Here is an 18,596-nt window from a genome sequence, read left to right on the forward strand (position 1 = left end):
GCTAAAAAAACGGGGCGAAAATGATCCCGATATTGAGGCAGCAGTTATGAATTTCCCCGAGCGGTTTTCGAACCTACCGGAATACGCATTTCCGCGTTTACGCACCCTGTTGGACCACCATCAGCCGGGCAGAGACGTGATTCACATGACCATCGGCGCGCCGATGCATGACTTCCCGGCTTGGGTGACGGATGTGATCTTGGAGAACGCTGCGGGGTTTCAGGGCTATCCACCAAACGAAGGCTCGCCCGAGCTGCGTGGCGCGATCAGCGACTGGATCAAGCGCCGCTATGGCGTGGCGATGGACCCCGAAACCAACGTGATGGCGCTGAACGGCACGCGTGAAGGGTTGTATAACGCCGCCATGGCGCTGTGCCCGGAACAGAAGAACGGCCAAAGACCGGTCATCCTGTGCCCGAACCCGTTTTATCAGGTTTATATGGTCGCCTCGATCTCGGTTGCGGCCGAGCCGGTCTTTGTGCCCGCAACCGCCGCGACCGGTCATCTGCCCGATTACGCTGGATTGCCCGAGGACGTGCTGAACCGCACCGCTGTGGCCTATATCTGCTCACCCGCCAACCCGCAGGGGGCCGTTGCCTCGCGCGATTATTGGGCCGAGCTGATCCAATTGGCCGAGAAATACGATTTCCGCATTTTCGCGGATGAGTGTTATTCCGAGATTTATCGCAATGATGCCCCCGCCGGAGCTCTGACCATAGCGCAGGAACTGGGGGCCGATCCCGAACGGGTCACCCTGTTCAACTCGCTGTCAAAACGGTCCAATCTGGCAGGGCTGCGGTCCGGCCTGATTGCGGGCGGGCCTGAGACGATCAAACGGGTCAAGCAGTTGCGCAGTTACGCGGGCGCGCCCTTACCAGCCCCCTTGCAGGCCGCAGCGGCACGGGTTTGGGCGGATGAGGCGCATGTCGCTGAGAACCGCGCGCTGTATCAGGAAAAATACGCGATTGCCGATGAGGTATTTGCCAATGTTCAGGGTTATATGCCGCCAGAGGCGGGGTTTTTCCTGTGGCTACCGGTCGAAAACGGCGAAGAAACCGCATTGAAGCTTTGGCAGCAGACCGGGGTACGGGTGCTGCCGGGCGCATATCTTTCTCAAGGCGATCCGGGGCAAAACCCGGGCGAACAATTTATCCGGGTCGCCATGGTGGCCCCAAAAACAGAGATGAAGCGCGGGCTGATCATGCTCCGCGACTGCATCTATTCGTGAGGTACGAGGGCAAAATGGCATCTTATAACGCGCGCAACCGCGATCCATTGCTGGACAGCACGACTCAGGCCGCGATTGAGCGGCGCAGCAAAGAGCTGATCGGGATCGCCCTGATCCTGCTGGGCCTGGCCGCCGCTGCGATGATCTGGTCCTACACGCCGGATGATCCGAATTGGATGGTTTCAACGGACGCGCCGGTGCAAAACTGGATGGGGCGGATTGGTGCCTCAATCGCCGCACCGTTGTTCATGATCGTAGGTTGGGGCAGCTGGAGTATCGCGCTGGTGCTGATCGGCTGGGGCGTGCGCTTTGCTGGGCATTTCGGCGAGGAGCGCGCGGTTGGCCGCCTGATCTTTGCGCCGATCTGGATTGCCATAGTCTCGGTCTATGCCGCGACTCTGGTGCCGGGGGAGGCGTGGCGTGCGACCCACAGCTTTGGTTTGGGTGGTCTGTTCGGCGATACCGTAATGGGCGCGCTTCTGACGCTGCTGCCGATTTCCTCGCATTTCATGGTCAAGCTGATGTCACTGGCGATGGCTGCCGGGATGCTGGCGCTGGGTGTCTTTGTGCTGGGCTTTACCAAGGCGGATGTGCGCAAAGGCTTCCGCGCCTTCTTGCTGGGCTTGGTTATGGCCTATGACATGCTGATGAACATGCTCGGCCGCGGTGCCACCGCCACCGCGCAGGCCGCCCGCGATCGCCGTGCACAGTGGGAAGAACGCAAAGCCATCCGGGCGGAAGCCGCCGAAGCCGTTTTTGACGATGATCTGGCCTATGCCGATCCGGTGTTCGAAGAGCCGGACTATGAAGAACCCGAGCCCGCAAAGCCGGGCTTGTTGGCGCGGATGCCCAGCCTGATCCGCCGTCCCGATCCGATGATTGAGCCCGAGCTGGTCGATCCTGAACCCGTTGCTGGGTTTGACGAAATGCCGGGTGAGGATCGTATCCGATCCAAGATCTCTGCCGCTGTGCGCAACCGCAAGGTCGCGATCGGCGAAATGACCCCCGAGCCTGATCCGAACCTGCCGTTGACCAAAGGGCGGGGCCGGGGGCCCGATCCGCTGATCCTGAACCCCAGAGGTGGCGACGAGCTGCCGCCCGAACCGCCGATGACCTCGGCTGGACTGCCGCCGGAACCGATGTTGACAGCAGAACCCGCGCCAGAGTGGCAGCAAGAACCGCTGCATCAGGACTTTGCGCCCGAGCCGGATTTCGAAGACGAAGCCGTGTTTGAGGACGCGCCCGAACCCGCGCCACAGCAGCGACCTGCGATGAATATCCCGGTGGCCGAGCCGCGCAAACCGGTGGTGGCGCAGCCTGTGCGCCGGACCCCGCCGCCCTCGCGACGCGCGCAGGCCGAGGCGCAGCCGACCCTGTCATTTGAGGAGCGGCATTCCGATTTCGAATTGCCGCCGCTAAGCCTGTTGTCCAACCCCGCCAGCATTCAGCGCCATCACCTTAGCGACGAGGCGTTGGAAGAAAACGCGCGGATGCTTGAAAACGTGCTGGATGACTATGGCGTCAAGGGTGAGATCACCAGCGTCCGCCCCGGTCCGGTTGTCACCATGTACGAACTGGAACCGGCGCCGGGCCTGAAAGCCAGCCGTGTGATAGGTCTGGCCGACGACATTGCCCGTTCGATGTCGGCGTTGTCGGCCCGGGTTTCGACTCTGCCGGGCCGCTCGGTGATCGGGATCGAACTGCCGAATGAAAACCGTGAGATGGTGGTTCTGCGCGAAATTCTGGCCAGCCGAGATTTTGGTGACGGTAACCATGCGCTGCCTCTGGCGTTGGGCAAGGATATCGGTGGCGAGTCCGTTGTGGCGAACCTGGCCAAGATGCCTCACTTGCTGATTGCGGGGACCACCGGGTCTGGTAAGTCGGTAGCGATCAACACGATGATCCTGTCGCTGTTGTACAAGTTGTCACCGGACGAATGCCGCCTGATCATGATCGATCCGAAGATGTTGGAACTGTCAGTTTATGACGGCATCCCGCATCTGCTGTCGCCCGTTGTAACCGACCCCAAAAAGGCGGTTGTGGCCCTGAAGTGGGTCGTGGGCGAGATGGAGGACCGCTATCGCAAGATGTCCAAGATGGGCGTGCGTAATATCGCGGGCTACAACGGCCGTGTGAAGGACGCGTTGGCCAAGGGCGAGTTGTTCAGCCGCACGGTCCAGACCGGGTTCGATGACGAAACCGGCGAACCGATGTTCGAGACCGAAGAATTCGCCCCCGAGTCGATGCCCTATATCGTTGTCATCGTCGACGAGATGGCCGACCTGATGATGGTAGCGGGCAAAGAGATCGAAGCTTGCATTCAGCGTCTGGCGCAAATGGCGCGGGCCTCGGGCATTCACTTGATCATGGCTACGCAGCGTCCCTCGGTCGATGTGATCACCGGTACGATCAAGGCGAACTTCCCGACCCGGATTTCGTTCCAGGTGACCTCGAAAGTCGACAGCCGCACCATTCTGGGCGAAATGGGTGCTGAACAACTGCTGGGGCAGGGCGATATGCTGTATATGGCCGGTGGGGCCAAGATCACCCGCTGCCACGGGCCATTTGTCTCGGACGAAGAGGTTGAAGAAATCGTCAATCACCTGAAACAGTTCGGCCCGCCGGATTACATGAGCGGCGTTGTCGATGGACCGGCAGATGAGAAGGCTGACAATATCGATGCCGTTCTGGGTCTGAACACGGGCGGCAATACGAACGGCGAAGATGCCCTCTATGATCAGGCCGTGGCGATTGTGATCAAGGATCGCAAATGCTCGACCTCATACATCCAGCGGAAACTTGCCATTGGCTACAACAAGGCCGCGCGGTTGGTTGAGCAGATGGAGGACGAAGGCGTTGTTTCTTCTGCAAATCACGTCGGTAAGCGGGAAATCCTCGTCCCCGAGCAGTAGGATATTTAATAACAAGGGCAAAGCGCTTATCTGGGTTTTATGAAACAGATTGCTTTTGCCCTTGCTCTGACCCTGGCCGCACCTGCCGCCTGGGCGGCCGACAAACTGCCATTGTCGCAGATATCCAATTATCTGAACGGACTGAATACCGTTGAGACGACATTCACTCAGGTCAATGATGACGGCTCGTTGAGTACCGGCAAGCTGTGGATGCAGCGGCCGGGCAAGATGCGGTTCGAATATGATCCGCCCAACAGTGCCGTTGTTCTGGCCAATACGGGCACGGTGCAAATCTTTGACCCCAAGTCGAACCAGCCGCCCGAGCAATACCCGCTGAATCGGACACCGCTGTCACTGGTGCTGGCGCGTAACGTGAACTTGGGGCAGGCAAATATGGTTGTGGCTCATGACTTCGACGGCACCGCCACAGTTGTCACCGCCCAAGACCCGAAAAACCCCGAAAGTGGACGGATCGAGCTGATGTTCACCGACAACCCGGTTGAGCTGCGCAAATGGGTGATCCATGACAATGCGGGCACGAAAACAACCGTGCTGTTGGGTCAACTGGATACAGACAGCAACCTGAGCCGAGATCTGTTTACCAAAGCGAAAAGAAGCGGGTCAGGCAATCGCTGACCCGCGTTCTGGTCAATAGCGGCAACCGGACAGTTGCGCTTGGTAAAGTTTGGCGCGCGCATCCACATCATTGGCGACATTCAGCAACCAGGTCTTGCTATAGTGGCTGCCCCGGGCATAGCCGGTGTGGCCTTCGTGATAGGCTAGATACTGGTTGCGGGTGTCGCTGGGGTGAATGCCGTTCCGCTGATAACTTTTGTTCATATACCAGCCGATAAAGTCAGACGCATCGCGGATACGGTCACGCTTGGCCCGGCGCTTGCCGGTCTCGCGCTGGTATTCATCCCAGGTGCCATCCAACGCTTGGCTGAAGCCATATGCGCTGCTCTGCCGGCCCATCGGAATCACACCCAGAACGTAATTATGCGGCGTGCGTGCGTCATGCTTATAGCGGCTTTCCTGATAGATCGTCGCCATTTGAACATGAACCGGGACGCCCCATTTGCGCTCGGTGCTCTTAAAGGCCTTCATATAATCGGGCCGTTCGCGCGCAATGCTGCACGCGTCATTCAATTTGCTGGGTGGTTGCTTGGACCCACCACCACAGGATGCCAAAAGCAGCACCCCGAAGAGTACGATAAGAATTCTGCTCATGTGCCTCGTGCCTTTTTTCTTTATTCTAGCGCAGATTGAGCGTTTAGGGAATCACAATCGTTACAGAATAATCGCGAGAATTATAGGTAATGCGCCCACGGACAACGCTGTTGAGACCATGACCATCCCGGCAACCGCGTCGGAATCGGCATCGAACCGCTCGGCCAGCAAGTAAGAGGTTACTGCCACCGGAGTACACATCTGCAGCACCAGAACGCCAAAGGCCACGGCTTCGAGTTTGAAGATCAGCGCAACAGACCAGCCCAGGGCGAAACAGACAGCCAGTTTAAGAAATGACAGCCAGACCGCCTGACTCAGCCGGTGCGTTGTCAGCCGCGCGACCGCCACGCCCAGCGTTATCAGCATCAGGGGCACTGCCATCTGGCCCAACAACTCCAATGTGTTAGTCAGAAACAGGGGCGTCTGCCATCCGCGCCACAAAAACAGCGCCCCCAATAGGGTGGCCCAGACCATCGGTTCGCGCACGACTTTGCCGAACGCGCCTTTTCCGGCCACAAGGTAGATGCCGTACGTAAACGAAAACAACGCTGTTACTGACAGGAAAATGACCGCATAGCCCAACCCGGCCTGGCCAAAGGCGAAAATGCACAAAGGAAGACCCAAATTTCCGGTATTTCCGAATATCAGCGGCGAAAGATAGGTGCGCTGTTCAAGTTTCAGCCCCCGGACGATCAGCCAGAAGACCGCTGCCATCACCAGATTAGCAACGATTGTCGCAACGGTAAAACGGGAAAGATCGCCGCCCGGAATGTCGGTTTGCATCAGCGCCACAAAGATCAGGCTGGGCACAGCAAGGGTCATGGCAAAGCGGGTGACGAACTGCAGGCGATACTCGAATCCCAGCTTGACCCAGGCAAAACCGATCGCCGCCAGAATAAAGACCGGGGCCACGATTTCGAATACTGTCAGCAAAAGGTTCACAGACTGTTTCCCTTATTTACGGATCAATGATTGGCATTTCGGCCCGGAAAGAGGTAGTAAGTTCAATGGGGGCATAAACTATGCTGAAGACACACGCCAAGTACGGCCTGGGACAGGTCGTCCGTCATAAAAAACATCCCTTCCGAGGGGTGATTTTTGACGTGGACCCCGAATTTGCGAACACGGAAGAATGGTATCAGGCCATCCCCGAAGACAGCCGCCCGATCAAGGACCAACCGTTTTACCACTTGTTGGCGGAAAACGACCAATCCTTCTATGTGGCTTATGTTTCTGAACAAAATCTGGTCGCCGACCAATCGGGTGAGCCGGTTGAACACCCCGATATTCCCGATATGTTCGGTCCGTTCGAAAACGGCGCCTATCCGCTCCACTTCCATCTGAACTAAGGGTGCTTGGCCGGGTGTCGGCCCGTCAGTACCCAAGGGCGCACCCGTCTTTTCGCGGGTCGCTTGCGCCTTGAAGAACGCCATCCTCACAGATTCGAATGGCTTGTGTGCCGCCCAACGGCGTTTCTGGAATCTCTACAGTGTGCCCTAAATCACGTAATTGTTGGACGGTGCTGGGCGAAATTCCGCGTTCCAGCTTTAATACGCCATTGTCGGCAAAGGCGCGCGGTGCCTCAATGCTGGCCTGAAGGCCCAACCCGTGGTCCGTCAAATTTGACACAAACCGGGCGTGGCCGGTGGGTTGATAGGCGCCACCCATCACGCCGAACGGCATCAGCACACGACCTTTTTGCGTCAACAGCCCCGGAATGATTGTGTGCATGGGGCGTTTGCCGCCGCCCAGTTCATTCGGATGACCCGATTGCAGGGTAAAGCCTGCGCCTCGGTTTTGTAGCAGAATGCCGTATTTTTCGGATGCGATCCCCGAACCGAAGCTGTGAAAGATGGAATAGATCAGCGAAACCGCCATTCTGTCCCGATCCACAACGGTGATATAGACGGTGTCCTTGTGAATAGCCTCGGTCAGCGGGGCGGTGGCGGGCATGGCGTGTTTCGGGTCGATTAGCGCGGCCAGCCTGTCGGCCACATCCTGATCCGTGAACCGATCCGCATGTGTTGTATGATCGGGATCGGCGATAAAGCGGTTGCGCGCGTCATAGGCGAGTTTCGAGGCTTCTGCCTCGATATGCAGACGCTGCGCCCCGAACGGGTCCATGCTGGCAAGGTCGAAGTTCTTGAGGATATTCAGCAAAAGAATGGCCGTGGCGCCCTGGCCATTTGGTGGATGTTCAACCAACTCCAACCCATTGTAGTCACCGCTGACGGGCTGTGTTTCAGTGCATGCGGTGGCCAGAAAATCCTCAATCGTGTGAACGCCGCCCAGTTGGGTGAGTGCAGCGACCATGTCCTCGGCAATGTCACCAGAGTAAAACGCATCCCGCCCGGTACGAGCAATCTGGCGCAAGACTTCGGCTTGCCCGCGAGAGCGAAACACCTGCCCAGTCTTAGGAGCACTGTCATTGATCAGGTATTGCGTCCGCGCGGCCCCCTGTAGAGTGGCTGCCCCCGCTTCCCAATCAAACGCCACCCTTGGGGCAACCGGCACCCCAGCTTCGGCATAGTGAATGGCGGGTTGCAAAATGGCCTCAAGCCCCAGTTTGCCTTCGGTTTGCGCCAGATGACAGAACGCATCGACGGCGCCGGGAACGGTTACAGCGTCTGCTGTGTTCAAAGGCACTTTTGTCAGCCCCTGCGACCGCAGTTTTTCTGCGCTAGCTGCTGCAGGCGCGCGGCCCGAACCATTCAGGGCGCGTATCTGATCCTCACCCGCCCGGTTGTACAGCACGAAACAATCGCCGCCCAGCCCGGTCATCTGAGGTTCACAAATACCCAACAGCACCGCCCCGGCGATGGCGGCATCCATTGCGTTGCCACCCTGGGTAAGAATGTCCACAGCGACCTTTGCGGACAAGGGATGCGACGTGGCGCACATCCCTTCGGTCGCCAGAACTTCGGATCGACCCGGTGAGTGAAAATCCCGCATGACATTATTCCCCGATTGAACGCGCCGAAGGTATCGCGCAGTCCGGGGTTGTCCAGTCAAATCAAAGGGAAGTTCCTCGGCGCCGTTCACTGGGTGGGGGCTGTGACACGTGGCGCCGAGGGAAGCTATCTGAGCTACAGGTACTGTTTTGCCCTTTGTTTGCGGCGTCACAATGGTTCGATCTGGGCCTTATTGTGACGTTTTCTTGCCGTCAGGCGGGCTCTGGAAAGTCAAAGCGCAGCGACAACCGGTTACAACCATTGCTTCGTTCATAGCGGATATCGCTGGTCAGTTCTTGGATTAGAAACCAACCGAACCCACCTTCGGGCAGGTCTTCGACCGTCGATCCCAGTGATGCCGGGATGCCGTCAGGTACCCGAAATCCGGGTAACGGGTTGCCGGTGTCCGAGATCAGAATCTCAAGCCAGTTCTGATGCAGGCGGCACCGAACCTTCACCTTGGCCGGAGTTATGTCGGCATAGGCGTGTTCGACCACATTATTGATTGCTTCGGCCAGCGCGATTTTTACATCACCCGCCTTGTGCGCCGGAAGCCCATGCGCCGCCAACCCCCGGCTGAGTTGCACGATCCCGGCACTGGCCTCAGTCTCAGTTGCTGCGAAGCTCAGATCTAAACACTTGCCGTTGTACATGGGCATCGCGCCTATTCAGATAGTCAATTAGGTCAATCCGCGGAGGTCGACAGGGCATCATCAAGGGTTGGATATAGTTTGAACACCGTGTCCATACGGGTCAGGCGGAATACCTTTTCAACAAAAGGGTGCAGCCCAGCCAGGTCCAGCCTGCGCTCATTTCCAAGCTGTTTCATCGAGGCGACTATGGCACCCAAGCCACTTGAATCTATGAACTCGACACTGGTCAGGTCCAGCACTACGCGCGTGGCCCCGCCTTCGGCCTGATTGCGCATATCTTCCTTGAACTGGATGGCCATGGCCGCATCAATCCGGTCGGAATGCACTTTGATAATTTGGGTTGCGTCGGTCGTTGTGCTGGTCAAGGCCATGCGCGACGGTCCTCTAATATGAAACTCGCTAGTAGAAATACGCTAGACGACAATTCTTACCATTCGGTATCCATCAAAGCTGAAAGAGGAGGATCATCGCGATGAAACAGGTTGTTATCGCGGGGGCGGCGCGGACGCCCATCGGCGGGTTTCAGGGTATGTTCGACGGTATTGCCGCTGCTGAATTGGGCGGGAGCGCCATTCGTGCTGCGCTGCACGGCGCAGGCGCTGATACGGTCGACGAAGTGCTGATGGGCTGTGTTCTGCCCGCCGGCCAGGGCCAGGCCCCGGCACGACAGGCCGGATTTGCGGCGGGATTGGGTGAAGAGGTGCCCGCAACAACCCTGAACAAGATGTGCGGGTCGGGAATGAAGGCTGCCATGATCGCCTTTGACCAGATTGCTCTGGGTCACGCTGATACGATGATCGCCGGTGGCATGGAGAGTATGACCAACGCCCCTTACCTGTTGCCGAAAATGCGCGGCGGTGCGCGCATTGGGCATGGTCAGGTGGTTGACCATATGTTTCTGGACGGCCTCGAGGACGCCTATGACAAAGGCCGCCTGATGGGCACTTTCGCCGAGGATTGCGCCGAAGCCTATCAATTCACGCGAGAATCGCAGGACGAATACGCGCTGCAGTCGCTTTCCAACGCCCTGTCTGCACAGGAAAGTGGTGCCTTCGAGGGTGAGATCACACCTGTTACCTCCAAGACCCGCAAGGGTGAGGTCACTTTTGCCCAAGATGAACAGCCGCAATCCGCCCGGCCAGATAAAATCCCGACGCTGAAACCTGCCTTTCGTAAGGATGGGACGGTCACGGCAGCCAATTCGTCATCGATTTCTGACGGGGCAGCCGCGTTGCTACTGGCTTCGGCTGAGGCGGCCGAAGCGCAGGGCCTGACTGTGCGTGCCCGGATCATTGGTCATGCCAGCCACGCGCAGGCCCCGGGTTTGTTCACGACCGCGCCGGTTCCGGCCGCACAGAAACTACTGTCGAATATCGGCTGGTCCAAAGATGGCGTCGACCTGTGGGAGGTGAACGAGGCCTTTGCCGTTGTACCCATGGCCTTTATGCACGAAATGGGCCTGTCGCGCGACAAGGTGAACGTAAATGGCGGGGCCTGCGCTTTGGGGCATCCAATCGGCGCCTCGGGCGCTCGGATCGTGGTCACTCTGCTCAACGCGCTGGAAAAGCGGAACCTCAAACGCGGCGTGGCTGCCATCTGCATCGGTGGCGGCGAAGGCACGGCCATCGCCATCGAACGCGTTTGACGCTTGGGTTTATTCCACATACTGCGGGATAAACCTTTTCCAAAGAGCTCAATCATGACCGCCGATTACGACACGCTTGCTAAAACCATCGCCGCCCTGACCGAAGGTGAAACGGATCAGGTTGCCCTAATGGCGACAATTACCTGCGAGGTGCATCACGCCGATGACCGGTTCGACTGGACTGGCTTTTACCGCGTGACCCAGCCCGGTTTGTTAAAGATCGGTCCCTATCAGGGTGGGCACGGCTGTTTGGTCATCCCGTTCGACCGGGGCGTCTGTGGTGCTGCCGCACGGACTGGCGAAGTGCAGCTTGTGCCGGATGTCGAAGCCTTTCCGGGTCACATCGCCTGTGCGACGTCCACCCGGTCAGAATTGGTGCTGCCAGTGCGGGACGCATCGGGAAAGGTGATAGCGGTGTTCGACATCGACAGCAATCAGCCGGACGCATTTACCGATCAGGACGCCACAGTGCTTGGCGCCATTCTGACCGACGTCTTTGCAAGATGAGTTCAGCCGGGACATGTCCCGGCTGATTGATGTTCAAAAAGGGTCGCGATTTATCAGCTTGCCAGGATCTTAGCCTTTTGCGCGGCGAATTCCTCTTCCGTCAGGTGGCCGCTCTCCTTGAGCTTGGCTAGCCGTTCCAATTCATCCGCGGCGGATACGCTCGCGACCGAGCGGATGTAATCCTTCTGCGCCTCTTCTATCTGATTCATGGTCTCGACATTGTGCTGGTGCATCTTATCCCCGCGCACGATGAGATAGCACAGCACGCCCAACCAGGGGATCAGGATCACAAAGGCGATCCACAACGCTTTGCCTCCGCCGCTCAGGTCCTTTGAGCGGAAGACATCGGCAACAACCGAAATCATCACCCAGAACCAGGCAACCATCAGGAACAACCAGAAGATTGACCAGACTATATCGAAGAAACCGATCCCATTTTCCATATTCATCCAACCCTTTGCATAAAAAATAGAAATCTCTGCGCACAGAGACACCTATTTGTAACAGACAGTTGGCGATATGGTTAGATATTGTTTTAGGTGAATATAATATTTTTAGAGTAGTTTTTCCGAGGCTTCGGTCACCACCAAGAATATTAGAACCATTTGAATGCCAGTTATCGCGAACAGCCAGACTGAGAACCCGCGTTTGCGGGTTTTGTGCCTGAAAATCCATCGCCCGACCACTGCGCCGGGGCTGCCACCAAGCGCGGCCAGCCATAATAGGCGGCGTTCCGGCACCCGGTTTTTGCGCCGTCGTGCGCGGGCCTTGTCCCAGCCAAAGGCCAATAGTGTCAGGGTGTTGATCCCCCATAAATAGATCACTGCAATCCACATGCGAAAGGCATACCAAGCAAACTGATCAAGTGAAATGAAAAAACTCTTGGAAATTTCATGATTCTCAGCCATCGTGAAAAAGGAGAGGAAATTTTCACAAGAATCGGAACGCCCCTGGTGAATACCCAAGCCCCCCACAGCGCGACACTTGGTGCGGATATCCGCGCCCTGCGCAAGGCGCGCGGGTTGACCTTGACCGAGATTGCAGCGCGGTTGAACCGGTCGGTCGGATGGCTCAGCCAGGTTGAGCGCGACATGTCTGATCCCTCGATCTCGGACCTGCGCCAGATTGCTGAGTGTCTGGGTGTGCCGATGTCGATGCTGTTTGCGCATTCCTCGGTGCCGGTGGCCGAACAGGGTTACGTGGTGCGCGCCGGATCGCGCCGTCCGATGGGCTCGGGTGAGGAAGGGTTGATCGAAGAATTGCTTTCGCCCGATCTGACTGATGATTTCGAGATGGTACATTCCACATTCGAGCCCCGCTCCAGCATGCAGAAACCAGCCAATCGGCCGACGCAAGAGGTTGGTTACATGATCTCTGGCCGATTGGATCTGACCATAGGCTCCAACCAGTTCACGGTGGGGCCGGGTGACAGTTTCCGCATCAGGCATGAATCCTATCAATGGGCCAACCCCTATGATGAGCCCGCCGTGGCCATCTGGGTCATCGCCCCGCCGGTGTACTGATGAGTTTCGAGGCCTGGACCATATTCGCGCTGTTTTGGGTAGTGTTCGTAACTACGCCGGGGCCGAATGCGGTCAATTGTATTTCGAATGGGATGAGCCTGCCGTTTCCAAAGGCGATGCTTAGCGTTCTGGCAATCCTGACGCAGGCCAGCGCGTTTCTGATTCTGTCGGCGCTGGGTGTGACCGCGCTGATCGCGGCCTCTCCAACCGGGTTCTTCATCGCAAAGCTGGTGGGCGCGGGTTTCCTGATCTGGGTGGGTATTCGTGGCTGGATGAATGCTACGAAACCTGCGCCAGCTTCGGAACGGCCTGCACGTCATGTCTATCTGCACGCGCTGGCCGTGGCGACGATCAACCCCAAAAGCGTGGCGGGATATCTGGCGGCCTTTTCGCAATTTGTGCAGCCCGAGGTGCCGATCTGGCAGCAGATGGGGGTGATCATGCCCACCGCGCTGGTCATCACCACGCTCAGCTATACCGGGTTCACCTTGCTAGGTGCGCTGATGGGCAAGGCGGCACTGGGGGCGGTGTTCAACATCTGGGTGCGCCGGGTCATGGCGACCTGTTTCATCATCTATGGCGTGTTGCTGGGGGCCAGCTCCACGCCCGCAACAAGGGGGTAATGACATGCAAGCCGGTTCCTGCCTGTGCGGCGCGGTCGCGTTCACGATTGACGGAGAGTTGTCGCCGCCCTCGGCCTGCCATTGCGGTCAGTGCCGCAAGCAATCAGGGCATTATTGGTCTTCGACCTCGACCCATCAGGACAACCTCAGCTTCGCTGCCAGCGATACGCTGAACTGGTTCCATGCCTCGGACATTGCTCGGCGTGGCTTTTGCAACGCCTGCGGTTCGTTCCTGTTTTGGCAGCACAATGACGAAGACACGATTTCGATTTCCATGGGCGCACTGGATGAGCCCACAGGACTGCACCTCGCCCGGCATATCTTTGTCGCTGACAAGGGCGATTACTATGACATCACAGACGATCTGCCCCAACGGGCACAGTAACAAGGATCAAGACCAATGAGCGATTTTCCGACAAAAGCCCGCGTGGTTGTTATCGGTGGCGGTGTGGTGGGAGCCTCCTCGCTGTACCATCTGGCCAAGAAAGGCTGGACCGACTGCGTTCTGCTGGAAAAGAACGAGCTGACCGCAGGCTCGACCTGGCACGCGGCGGGTAACGTGCCGACCTTCTCGACCTCGTGGGCGATCATGAACATGCAGCGGTACTCGACCGAGCTGTATGCGCGGCTGGGTGAAGAAGTCGACTATCCGATGAACTATCATCAGTCCGGCTCGATCCGTTTGGCGCACAGCAAAGAGCGGATGCAGGAGTTTGAGCGTGCCATGTCGATGGGCCTGTACCAGGGCATCCCGATGGAGATGTGGACCCCAGAAGAGGCCAAGGAACGCTATCCCTTCCTTGAAACGCATGATCTTGAGGGCGTGCTGTATGATCCGACCGATGGTGACATTGACCCGGCGCAGTTGACACAGGCGTTGGCCAAGGGTGCCCGCGACATGGGACAAAAGATCATCCGGTTCTGCCCGGCAACCGGCGTGACCCAGCATGATGACGGCACTTGGACCGTACACACTGACAAGGGCGATATCGCCTGTGACTATGTGGTCAACGCTGCTGGGTATTACGCGCAGCGCGTGGGTGAGTGGTTCAAGCCTTACGGTGGCCGCACTGTGCCCGCGATGGTCATGAGTCACCAGTACCTGCTGACCGACGAAATCCCCGAGGTTGAAGAATGGTCCAAGGAAAACGGCGGCAAGAAGCTGCCGCTGCTGCGCGACGTAGATATCTCGTACTACCTGCGGCAAGAGAAGCACGGCTTCAACCTTGGCCCGTATGAGCCCAACTGCAAGGGCCACTGGATGAGCGAAGACGACCCGATGCCCGAGGATTTCTCGTTCCAGCTTTGGAATGACGATCTGGATCGGATTGAGGACATCGTCACCGACGCGATGGAGCGGGTGCCGCTGATGGCAACCTCGGGCGTTGGTCGCGTGATCAACGGCCCGATTCCTTACGCGCCGGACGGTCTGCCACTGATTGGCCCAATGCCGGGCGTCAAAAACGCGTTCGAGGCGCACACCTTTACCTTCGGCATCGCGCAAGGCGGTGGTGCAGGCAAAGTGCTGGCCGAATGGATTGTCGATGGTCACACCGAATGGGATATGTGGGCCGTCGATCCGCGCCGCTATACCGATTACACCGATCAGGATTACTGCAACCAGAAAGGGCTTGAGGTCTATGGCAACGAATACGCCATGCACTATCCCCAACACGAATGGCCGGCCGCACGCGACAAGAAACTGTCGCCGGTCCACGCCAAGGTGAAGGAACTGGGCGGCGTCATGGGAGTATATAACGGTTGGGAACGGGCCAACTGGTTCGCACAACCCGGCGATGACACCTCGCTTGAAGCCACCCATACCTGGGGCCGCTCGGGCCCGTGGGAGCAGCGCGTCAAAGAAGAATGCGAGGCTGTACGCGACCATTGCGGTGTGTTGGATCTGCCGGGCTTTTCGCGCTTTATGGTCAAAGGCGAGGGCGCGGCCGAGGCGTTGCGCGGGCTGGTCGCGGGTGGTCTGCCCAAGGTCGGCCGCATCAATCTGGTTTATATCTCGGACGATCGGGGCCGGATCCTGACTGAGATGTCCTGCCTGCGTTTGGGCGAGGATGAGTTCGTCATGATAACGGCCGCGACGGCGCAATGGCATGACCGCGATATTCTGGTGAATGCGATGCCTGCTGGTGTTTCGGTCGAGGATGTCACCACCACACGCGATACACTGATCGTCACCGGCCCGAAATCGCGGGATATCCTGTCGGGTTTGACGGATGCCGATCTGACCACAGGTTGGCTGACCCACCAAGCGGCCACCGTCGCCGGGCAACCCGCCTATTTGATCCGAGTGTCCTTTGCCGGCGAGTTGGGCTGGGAAGTGCATGCCCTGAACGAGCATATGCCTGCCATCTATGACACGATCATTGATGCCGGGGCCAAGCCGTTCGGTATGTATGCCTTGAACTCGCTGCGTATCGAAAAGGGATATCGCGCCTGGAAAGGCGACCTGTCGACCGACTATTCGCTGCTGGAAGGTGGACTGGGGCGGTTCGTCAAGCTGGACAAGCCGCAGGATTTCCCCGGCAAGGCCGCGATCCAGAACGAAAAACAGCAGGGCGTGAAGAAATCCTTTGTCACCCTGACTGTGGACGCAGGCGATTGCGACGCACCCTACATGTCTTGCATCTGGCAGAATGGTGAGATCGTTGGCGAAACCACCTCGGGCGCATGGGGCTACCGTGTTGGCAAATCCATTGCGCTGGGCATGGTCAAGGCCGAGCTTGCCAACCCCGGCACCGAACTTGAGGTCGAAATTTACGGCCGGAAATGCCGCGCCGTGGTAGAAGAGGATCAACCGCTGTGGGATCCTCAGAACGAGCGGCTGCGCGCCTAACCCCTTTCGGAGGAGCCATGAGCAAGCGATATTCCAAATTGGGGCCCGGTGAGGGTCCCAACTATGACTGGGAAAACGACCATACGTTCGTAAAGGTTTCGGCCCGGGATACGAATGGCGCCTATACGCTCATGGAAGACAATCTGAAGGCCAGCTTCGCGCTTGGCCTTCATCGCCACGATACCCATGCCGAGACCTTCTATTTCTTGGAAGGTGCAGTGGATTTCTATGTCGACGGTGACTGGCATCGATGCGGTCCGGGTACCACGATGCATGTCCCGCCAGGGGTTCCGCATGCTTGTCGCGTGGCCGATGGGGCACCAGCGCGGATGCTGATGATTTTTCAGCCTTCGGGGTTTGACGGTTTCCTTGCAGAACTTTCGATTATGACCAACGCCGATTTCGCTGATGAGGCTAAGATGGCTGCACTAAACGCCCGCTATGACATCATCCCGATGGGTCCCGTTCCGTCGCATCCAGACGATCAGGCATAAAGGCAGTATCTGATGACGACACCCACAGTCATGTCCGGCGTTTATCTGACCCAACACGGCGGACCCGAGGCGTTGGAATGGCGCGACGACCTTCCGGTACCGCAACCGGGTCCGGGGCAGGCGCTGGTTCGGGTGTTGGCCGCCGGGGTAAACAACACGGATATCAATACGCGGGTCGGCTGGTATTCCTCGGATGTGACAGGCGCGACGGATTCTGTTGATCAGGACGTCGATGCCGGAGGTTGGGGCGGTGCGCTGCAGTTTCCGCGCATTCAGGGTGGTGATTTATGTGGTGTCGTTGAACAAGTGGGTTCAGGGGTGGCGTTCCAACCGGGCCAGCGCGTGACCTGCCCGATCAACCTGCCCCGCCCCAGACCCGGTCACCCGACCGGTTTCGTTGCGCTGGGCTCGGAGTTGGACGGCGCATTTGCGCAATACTGTCTGGTTGAGGCGGATGATCTGTATGACGTCAGCGCCTCGCCCCTGTCTGACGTGGAAATCGCCGCCATCCCCTGCGCCTTTGGCACGGCCGAGAACCTGCTGGCCCGCGCAGGTGTGACCTCGGGGCAAAAGGTGCTGATCACCGGCGCGTCAGGTGGCGTCGGTCTGGCGGCCGTACAGTTGGCGGTGTTGCGGGGGGCAACCGTCTGGGGCGTGACCAGCCTGTCCAAGGCCGAAGTGGTCAAATTGCAGGGCGCCGCGGATACGTTCGACCGTGATGCGGCACTGCCAGCCGATATGTTCGACGTGGTGATCGACGTTGTGGGCGGCCCGGCATGGCCCGGCCTGATCCTGGCGTTGAAACCGGGTGGCCACTACGCGGTTTCAGGTGCCATCGCCGGCCCGATCGTAAAGGCCGACCTGCGAGATATCTATTTGCGCGACATCACCATTCACGGCTGTACGCATCAGGCGTTCGAGGTGTTCGGACGGCTGGTTGAGATGATCAATGGCGGACGCATCATGCCCTTGATCGCAAAGACTTATTCGCTAAAGGACATCGCAACCGCGCAGGCTGATTTTCAATCCAAGGCGTTTGCGGGCAAACTTGTGCTGATTCCCTGAATAGGATGAGATATGGCGGATATCACTCTTCTGGATGGCTCAATCGGACAGGAACTGGTCAAGCGCAGCGGGGACCGGGCCACGCCACTGTGGTCGACGCGGGTGATGATCGACTATCCCGAACTGGTGGGTGACGTACATGGCGACTACTTTCGTCGTGGTGCGACTGTCGCCACCACAAACACCTATGCCGTCCACCGCTCGCGTCTGGTGCGGGTGGGGATGGAGGATCAGGTGCCGACCCTGATCGACACCGCCCTAACGCAGGCCGAGCGGGCCCGTGCGGGAACTGAGGGACGTATTGCCGGGTCTCTAGGGCCGCTTTTGGCTTCGTACCGGCCCGACCTGAACCCTGACCCGACAGATGCGGCGAATAAGTTTCGGGAGCTAGTGTCGCTGATGGCCACGCGCGTCGATCTTTTCCTGATTGAAACGGTGTGTTCGGTGCAGGAAGCCCAAGGTGCTTTGCGCGGCACCGAAGGCTGCGGCAAACCTGTCTGGTTGGGGCTGTCGGTGATGGATGAGGACGGAACCCGCCTACGCTCGGGCGAGCCGTTGAGGGATATCGAACCGGTCGTGGCACGCTTTGCGCCCGACGCCATCTTGATCAACTGTTCGCGTCCCGAGGCGATTCCCGCGGCGCTGCCGATCATTGCGCAGATGGGCCGCCCGTTCGGGGCCTATGCCAACGGGTTCACCGGAATATCAGAAGGATTTCTGAAAGACGCACCCACAGTCGATGCATTGGAACAACGTCAGGATCTTGGACCTGATGCCTATGCCGATCACGCCATGGCCTGGGTGGCGCAGGGGGCGACGATTGTGGGTGGCTGTTGCGAAGTTGGCCCGGATCACATCGAAACGCTGGCCGGCCGGCTGCGCGCAGCCGGCCACCGGATTGTCTGAGGAAAAGG

General features: G+C 58.5%; 20 protein-coding genes. 13 read left to right on the forward strand and 7 right to left on the reverse strand.

Annotated elements, in window-relative coordinates:
* The first annotated feature begins 46 nt into the window (after nt 1–46).
* From ACR0M2_RS10780 to ACR0M2_RS10790, 3 genes are read left to right on the forward strand one after another with little or no spacing between them, the layout of a single operon-like run.
* Nucleotides 47–1,228: an aminotransferase class I/II-fold pyridoxal phosphate-dependent enzyme gene (locus tag ACR0M2_RS10780; protein WP_480705046.1), complete on the forward strand. Its 1,182-nt coding sequence runs from the start codon at nt 47–49 to the stop codon at nt 1,226–1,228.
* 14 nt (nt 1,229–1,242) lie between these two features.
* A complete protein-coding gene (locus tag ACR0M2_RS10785; protein WP_480705048.1) occupies nt 1,243–4,140 on the forward strand; it encodes a DNA translocase FtsK in 2,898 nt (965 codons plus the stop codon).
* Nucleotides 4,141–4,179: 39 nt separating this feature from the next.
* The gene (locus ACR0M2_RS10790; protein ID WP_480705050.1) at nt 4,180–4,776 is read left to right on the forward strand and encodes a LolA family protein; all 597 of its coding nucleotides are present in this window, start codon (nt 4,180–4,182) and stop codon (nt 4,774–4,776) included.
* A gap of 12 nt (nt 4,777–4,788) precedes the next feature.
* Here the strand turns inward: ACR0M2_RS10790 and ACR0M2_RS10795 are convergent, their stop codons facing one another.
* Both ACR0M2_RS10795 and ACR0M2_RS10800 read right to left on the reverse strand, forming a co-directional pair.
* Nucleotides 4,789–5,370, reverse strand: coding sequence for a transglycosylase SLT domain-containing protein (locus tag ACR0M2_RS10795; protein ID WP_170351042.1), 582 nt, complete (start codon nt 5,368–5,370; stop codon nt 4,789–4,791).
* Between the two features lie 60 nt (nt 5,371–5,430).
* Complete coding sequence (locus ACR0M2_RS10800) at nt 5,431–6,312, reverse strand: AEC family transporter (protein WP_170553129.1); 882 nt, start codon at nt 6,310–6,312, stop codon at nt 5,431–5,433.
* An 80-nt stretch (nt 6,313–6,392) separates the two neighbouring features.
* On the opposite strand from ACR0M2_RS10800, the gene hspQ reads away from it, so the two are divergent.
* Nucleotides 6,393–6,719: a heat shock protein HspQ gene (hspQ, locus tag ACR0M2_RS10805; protein ID WP_170398253.1), complete on the forward strand. Its 327-nt coding sequence runs from the start codon at nt 6,393–6,395 to the stop codon at nt 6,717–6,719.
* A 25-nt stretch (nt 6,720–6,744) separates the two neighbouring features.
* Here hspQ and ACR0M2_RS10810 read toward each other — a convergent pair whose 3' ends face one another.
* The 3 genes from ACR0M2_RS10810 to ACR0M2_RS10820 form a co-directional block, all read right to left on the reverse strand.
* Nucleotides 6,745–8,322 (reverse strand): gamma-glutamyltransferase family protein, encoded by a 1,578-nt coding sequence (locus tag ACR0M2_RS10810; protein ID WP_480705052.1) that lies wholly within the window; start codon nt 8,320–8,322, stop codon nt 6,745–6,747.
* 211 nt (nt 8,323–8,533) lie between these two features.
* Complete coding sequence (locus tag ACR0M2_RS10815; RefSeq protein ID WP_480705054.1) at nt 8,534–8,974, reverse strand: ATP-binding protein; 441 nt, start codon at nt 8,972–8,974, stop codon at nt 8,534–8,536.
* Nucleotides 8,975–9,006: 32 nt separating this feature from the next.
* A complete protein-coding gene (locus tag ACR0M2_RS10820; RefSeq protein WP_170362337.1) occupies nt 9,007–9,345 on the reverse strand; it encodes an STAS domain-containing protein in 339 nt (112 codons plus the stop codon).
* A 101-nt stretch (nt 9,346–9,446) separates the two neighbouring features.
* On the opposite strand from ACR0M2_RS10820, the gene ACR0M2_RS10825 reads away from it, so the two are divergent.
* Together ACR0M2_RS10825 and ACR0M2_RS10830 are read left to right on the forward strand one after the other, a co-directional pair.
* The gene (locus ACR0M2_RS10825; protein WP_480705056.1) at nt 9,447–10,619 is read left to right on the forward strand and encodes an acetyl-CoA C-acyltransferase; all 1,173 of its coding nucleotides are present in this window, start codon (nt 9,447–9,449) and stop codon (nt 10,617–10,619) included.
* Nucleotides 10,620–10,673: 54 nt separating this feature from the next.
* Complete coding sequence (locus ACR0M2_RS10830; RefSeq protein WP_170553120.1) at nt 10,674–11,126, forward strand: GAF domain-containing protein; 453 nt, start codon at nt 10,674–10,676, stop codon at nt 11,124–11,126.
* Between the two features lie 53 nt (nt 11,127–11,179).
* Here the strand turns inward: ACR0M2_RS10830 and ACR0M2_RS10835 are convergent, their stop codons facing one another.
* Complete coding sequence (locus ACR0M2_RS10835; RefSeq protein WP_170378302.1) at nt 11,180–11,575, reverse strand: SHOCT domain-containing protein; 396 nt, start codon at nt 11,573–11,575, stop codon at nt 11,180–11,182.
* A 105-nt stretch (nt 11,576–11,680) separates the two neighbouring features.
* Nucleotides 11,681–12,091 (reverse strand): DUF1294 domain-containing protein, encoded by a 411-nt coding sequence (locus ACR0M2_RS10840; protein ID WP_480705058.1) that lies wholly within the window; start codon nt 12,089–12,091, stop codon nt 11,681–11,683.
* Between ACR0M2_RS10840 and ACR0M2_RS10845 the strand changes: the two genes are divergently transcribed.
* Genes ACR0M2_RS10845 through ACR0M2_RS10875 form a run of 7 tightly spaced genes read left to right on the forward strand, consistent with a single transcriptional unit; the run spans nt 12,080 to nt 18,588 of the window.
* Entirely contained in the window at nt 12,080–12,649 is a 570-nt protein-coding gene (locus tag ACR0M2_RS10845; RefSeq protein ID WP_170351033.1) for a helix-turn-helix domain-containing protein, read from the forward strand. The two genes, ACR0M2_RS10840 and ACR0M2_RS10845, sit on opposite strands and share 12 nt — an antisense overlap.
* On the forward strand, nt 12,649–13,272 hold the full coding sequence (locus tag ACR0M2_RS10850; RefSeq protein WP_170351032.1) for a LysE family translocator: 624 nt from the start codon (nt 12,649–12,651) through the stop codon (nt 13,270–13,272). The genes ACR0M2_RS10845 and ACR0M2_RS10850 overlap by 1 nt, the downstream gene beginning before the upstream one ends.
* Before the next feature lie 4 nt (nt 13,273–13,276).
* Nucleotides 13,277–13,657, forward strand: a complete 381-nt coding sequence (locus ACR0M2_RS10855) for a GFA family protein (protein WP_425081818.1) — start codon at nt 13,277–13,279, stop codon at nt 13,655–13,657.
* 15 nt (nt 13,658–13,672) lie between these two features.
* On the forward strand, nt 13,673–16,123 hold the full coding sequence (locus ACR0M2_RS10860; RefSeq protein ID WP_480705060.1) for a GcvT family protein: 2,451 nt from the start codon (nt 13,673–13,675) through the stop codon (nt 16,121–16,123).
* A gap of 17 nt (nt 16,124–16,140) precedes the next feature.
* Nucleotides 16,141–16,617, forward strand: a complete 477-nt coding sequence (locus ACR0M2_RS10865; RefSeq protein ID WP_480705062.1) for a cupin domain-containing protein — start codon at nt 16,141–16,143, stop codon at nt 16,615–16,617.
* Nucleotides 16,618–16,629: 12 nt separating this feature from the next.
* Nucleotides 16,630–17,682 (forward strand): alcohol dehydrogenase catalytic domain-containing protein, encoded by a 1,053-nt coding sequence (locus tag ACR0M2_RS10870; RefSeq protein WP_480705064.1) that lies wholly within the window; start codon nt 16,630–16,632, stop codon nt 17,680–17,682.
* 12 nt (nt 17,683–17,694) lie between these two features.
* Nucleotides 17,695–18,588 carry a homocysteine S-methyltransferase family protein gene (locus tag ACR0M2_RS10875; protein ID WP_480705066.1) on the forward strand — a complete coding sequence of 298 codons (894 nt, stop codon included), beginning with the start codon at nt 17,695–17,697 and terminating at the stop codon, nt 18,586–18,588.
* Nucleotides 18,589–18,596 lie beyond the last annotated feature (8 nt).

This window comes from Ruegeria sp. BE10 (genome assembly GCF_056538905.1).

What these genes read in the sequence shown, in the direction of transcription:
- ACR0M2_RS10780 (WP_480705046.1), top strand. Translation starts at nt 47, where the DNA reads ATGAATTTCCCCGAGCGGTTTTCGAACCTACCGGAATACGCATTTCCG.
- ACR0M2_RS10785 (WP_480705048.1), top strand. Translation starts at nt 1,243, where the DNA reads ATGGCATCTTATAACGCGCGCAACCGCGATCCATTGCTGGACAGCACG.
- ACR0M2_RS10790 (WP_480705050.1), top strand. Translation starts at nt 4,180, where the DNA reads ATGAAACAGATTGCTTTTGCCCTTGCTCTGACCCTGGCCGCACCTGCC.
- ACR0M2_RS10795 (WP_170351042.1), bottom strand. Translation starts at nt 5,370, where the DNA reads ATGAGCAGAATTCTTATCGTACTCTTCGGGGTGCTGCTTTTGGCATCC.
- hspQ (WP_170398253.1), top strand. Translation starts at nt 6,393, where the DNA reads ATGCTGAAGACACACGCCAAGTACGGCCTGGGACAGGTCGTCCGTCAT.
- ACR0M2_RS10810 (WP_480705052.1), bottom strand. Translation starts at nt 8,322, where the DNA reads ATGCGGGATTTTCACTCACCGGGTCGATCCGAAGTTCTGGCGACCGAA.
- ACR0M2_RS10815 (WP_480705054.1), bottom strand. Translation starts at nt 8,974, where the DNA reads ATGTACAACGGCAAGTGTTTAGATCTGAGCTTCGCAGCAACTGAGACT.
- ACR0M2_RS10820 (WP_170362337.1), bottom strand. Translation starts at nt 9,345, where the DNA reads ATGGCCTTGACCAGCACAACGACCGACGCAACCCAAATTATCAAAGTG.
- ACR0M2_RS10825 (WP_480705056.1), top strand. Translation starts at nt 9,447, where the DNA reads ATGAAACAGGTTGTTATCGCGGGGGCGGCGCGGACGCCCATCGGCGGG.
- ACR0M2_RS10830 (WP_170553120.1), top strand. Translation starts at nt 10,674, where the DNA reads ATGACCGCCGATTACGACACGCTTGCTAAAACCATCGCCGCCCTGACC.
- ACR0M2_RS10835 (WP_170378302.1), bottom strand. Translation starts at nt 11,575, where the DNA reads ATGAATATGGAAAATGGGATCGGTTTCTTCGATATAGTCTGGTCAATC.
- ACR0M2_RS10850 (WP_170351032.1), top strand. Translation starts at nt 12,649, where the DNA reads ATGAGTTTCGAGGCCTGGACCATATTCGCGCTGTTTTGGGTAGTGTTC.
- ACR0M2_RS10855 (WP_425081818.1), top strand. Translation starts at nt 13,277, where the DNA reads ATGCAAGCCGGTTCCTGCCTGTGCGGCGCGGTCGCGTTCACGATTGAC.
- ACR0M2_RS10860 (WP_480705060.1), top strand. Translation starts at nt 13,673, where the DNA reads ATGAGCGATTTTCCGACAAAAGCCCGCGTGGTTGTTATCGGTGGCGGT.
- ACR0M2_RS10865 (WP_480705062.1), top strand. Translation starts at nt 16,141, where the DNA reads ATGAGCAAGCGATATTCCAAATTGGGGCCCGGTGAGGGTCCCAACTAT.
- ACR0M2_RS10870 (WP_480705064.1), top strand. Translation starts at nt 16,630, where the DNA reads ATGACGACACCCACAGTCATGTCCGGCGTTTATCTGACCCAACACGGC.
- ACR0M2_RS10875 (WP_480705066.1), top strand. Translation starts at nt 17,695, where the DNA reads ATGGCGGATATCACTCTTCTGGATGGCTCAATCGGACAGGAACTGGTC.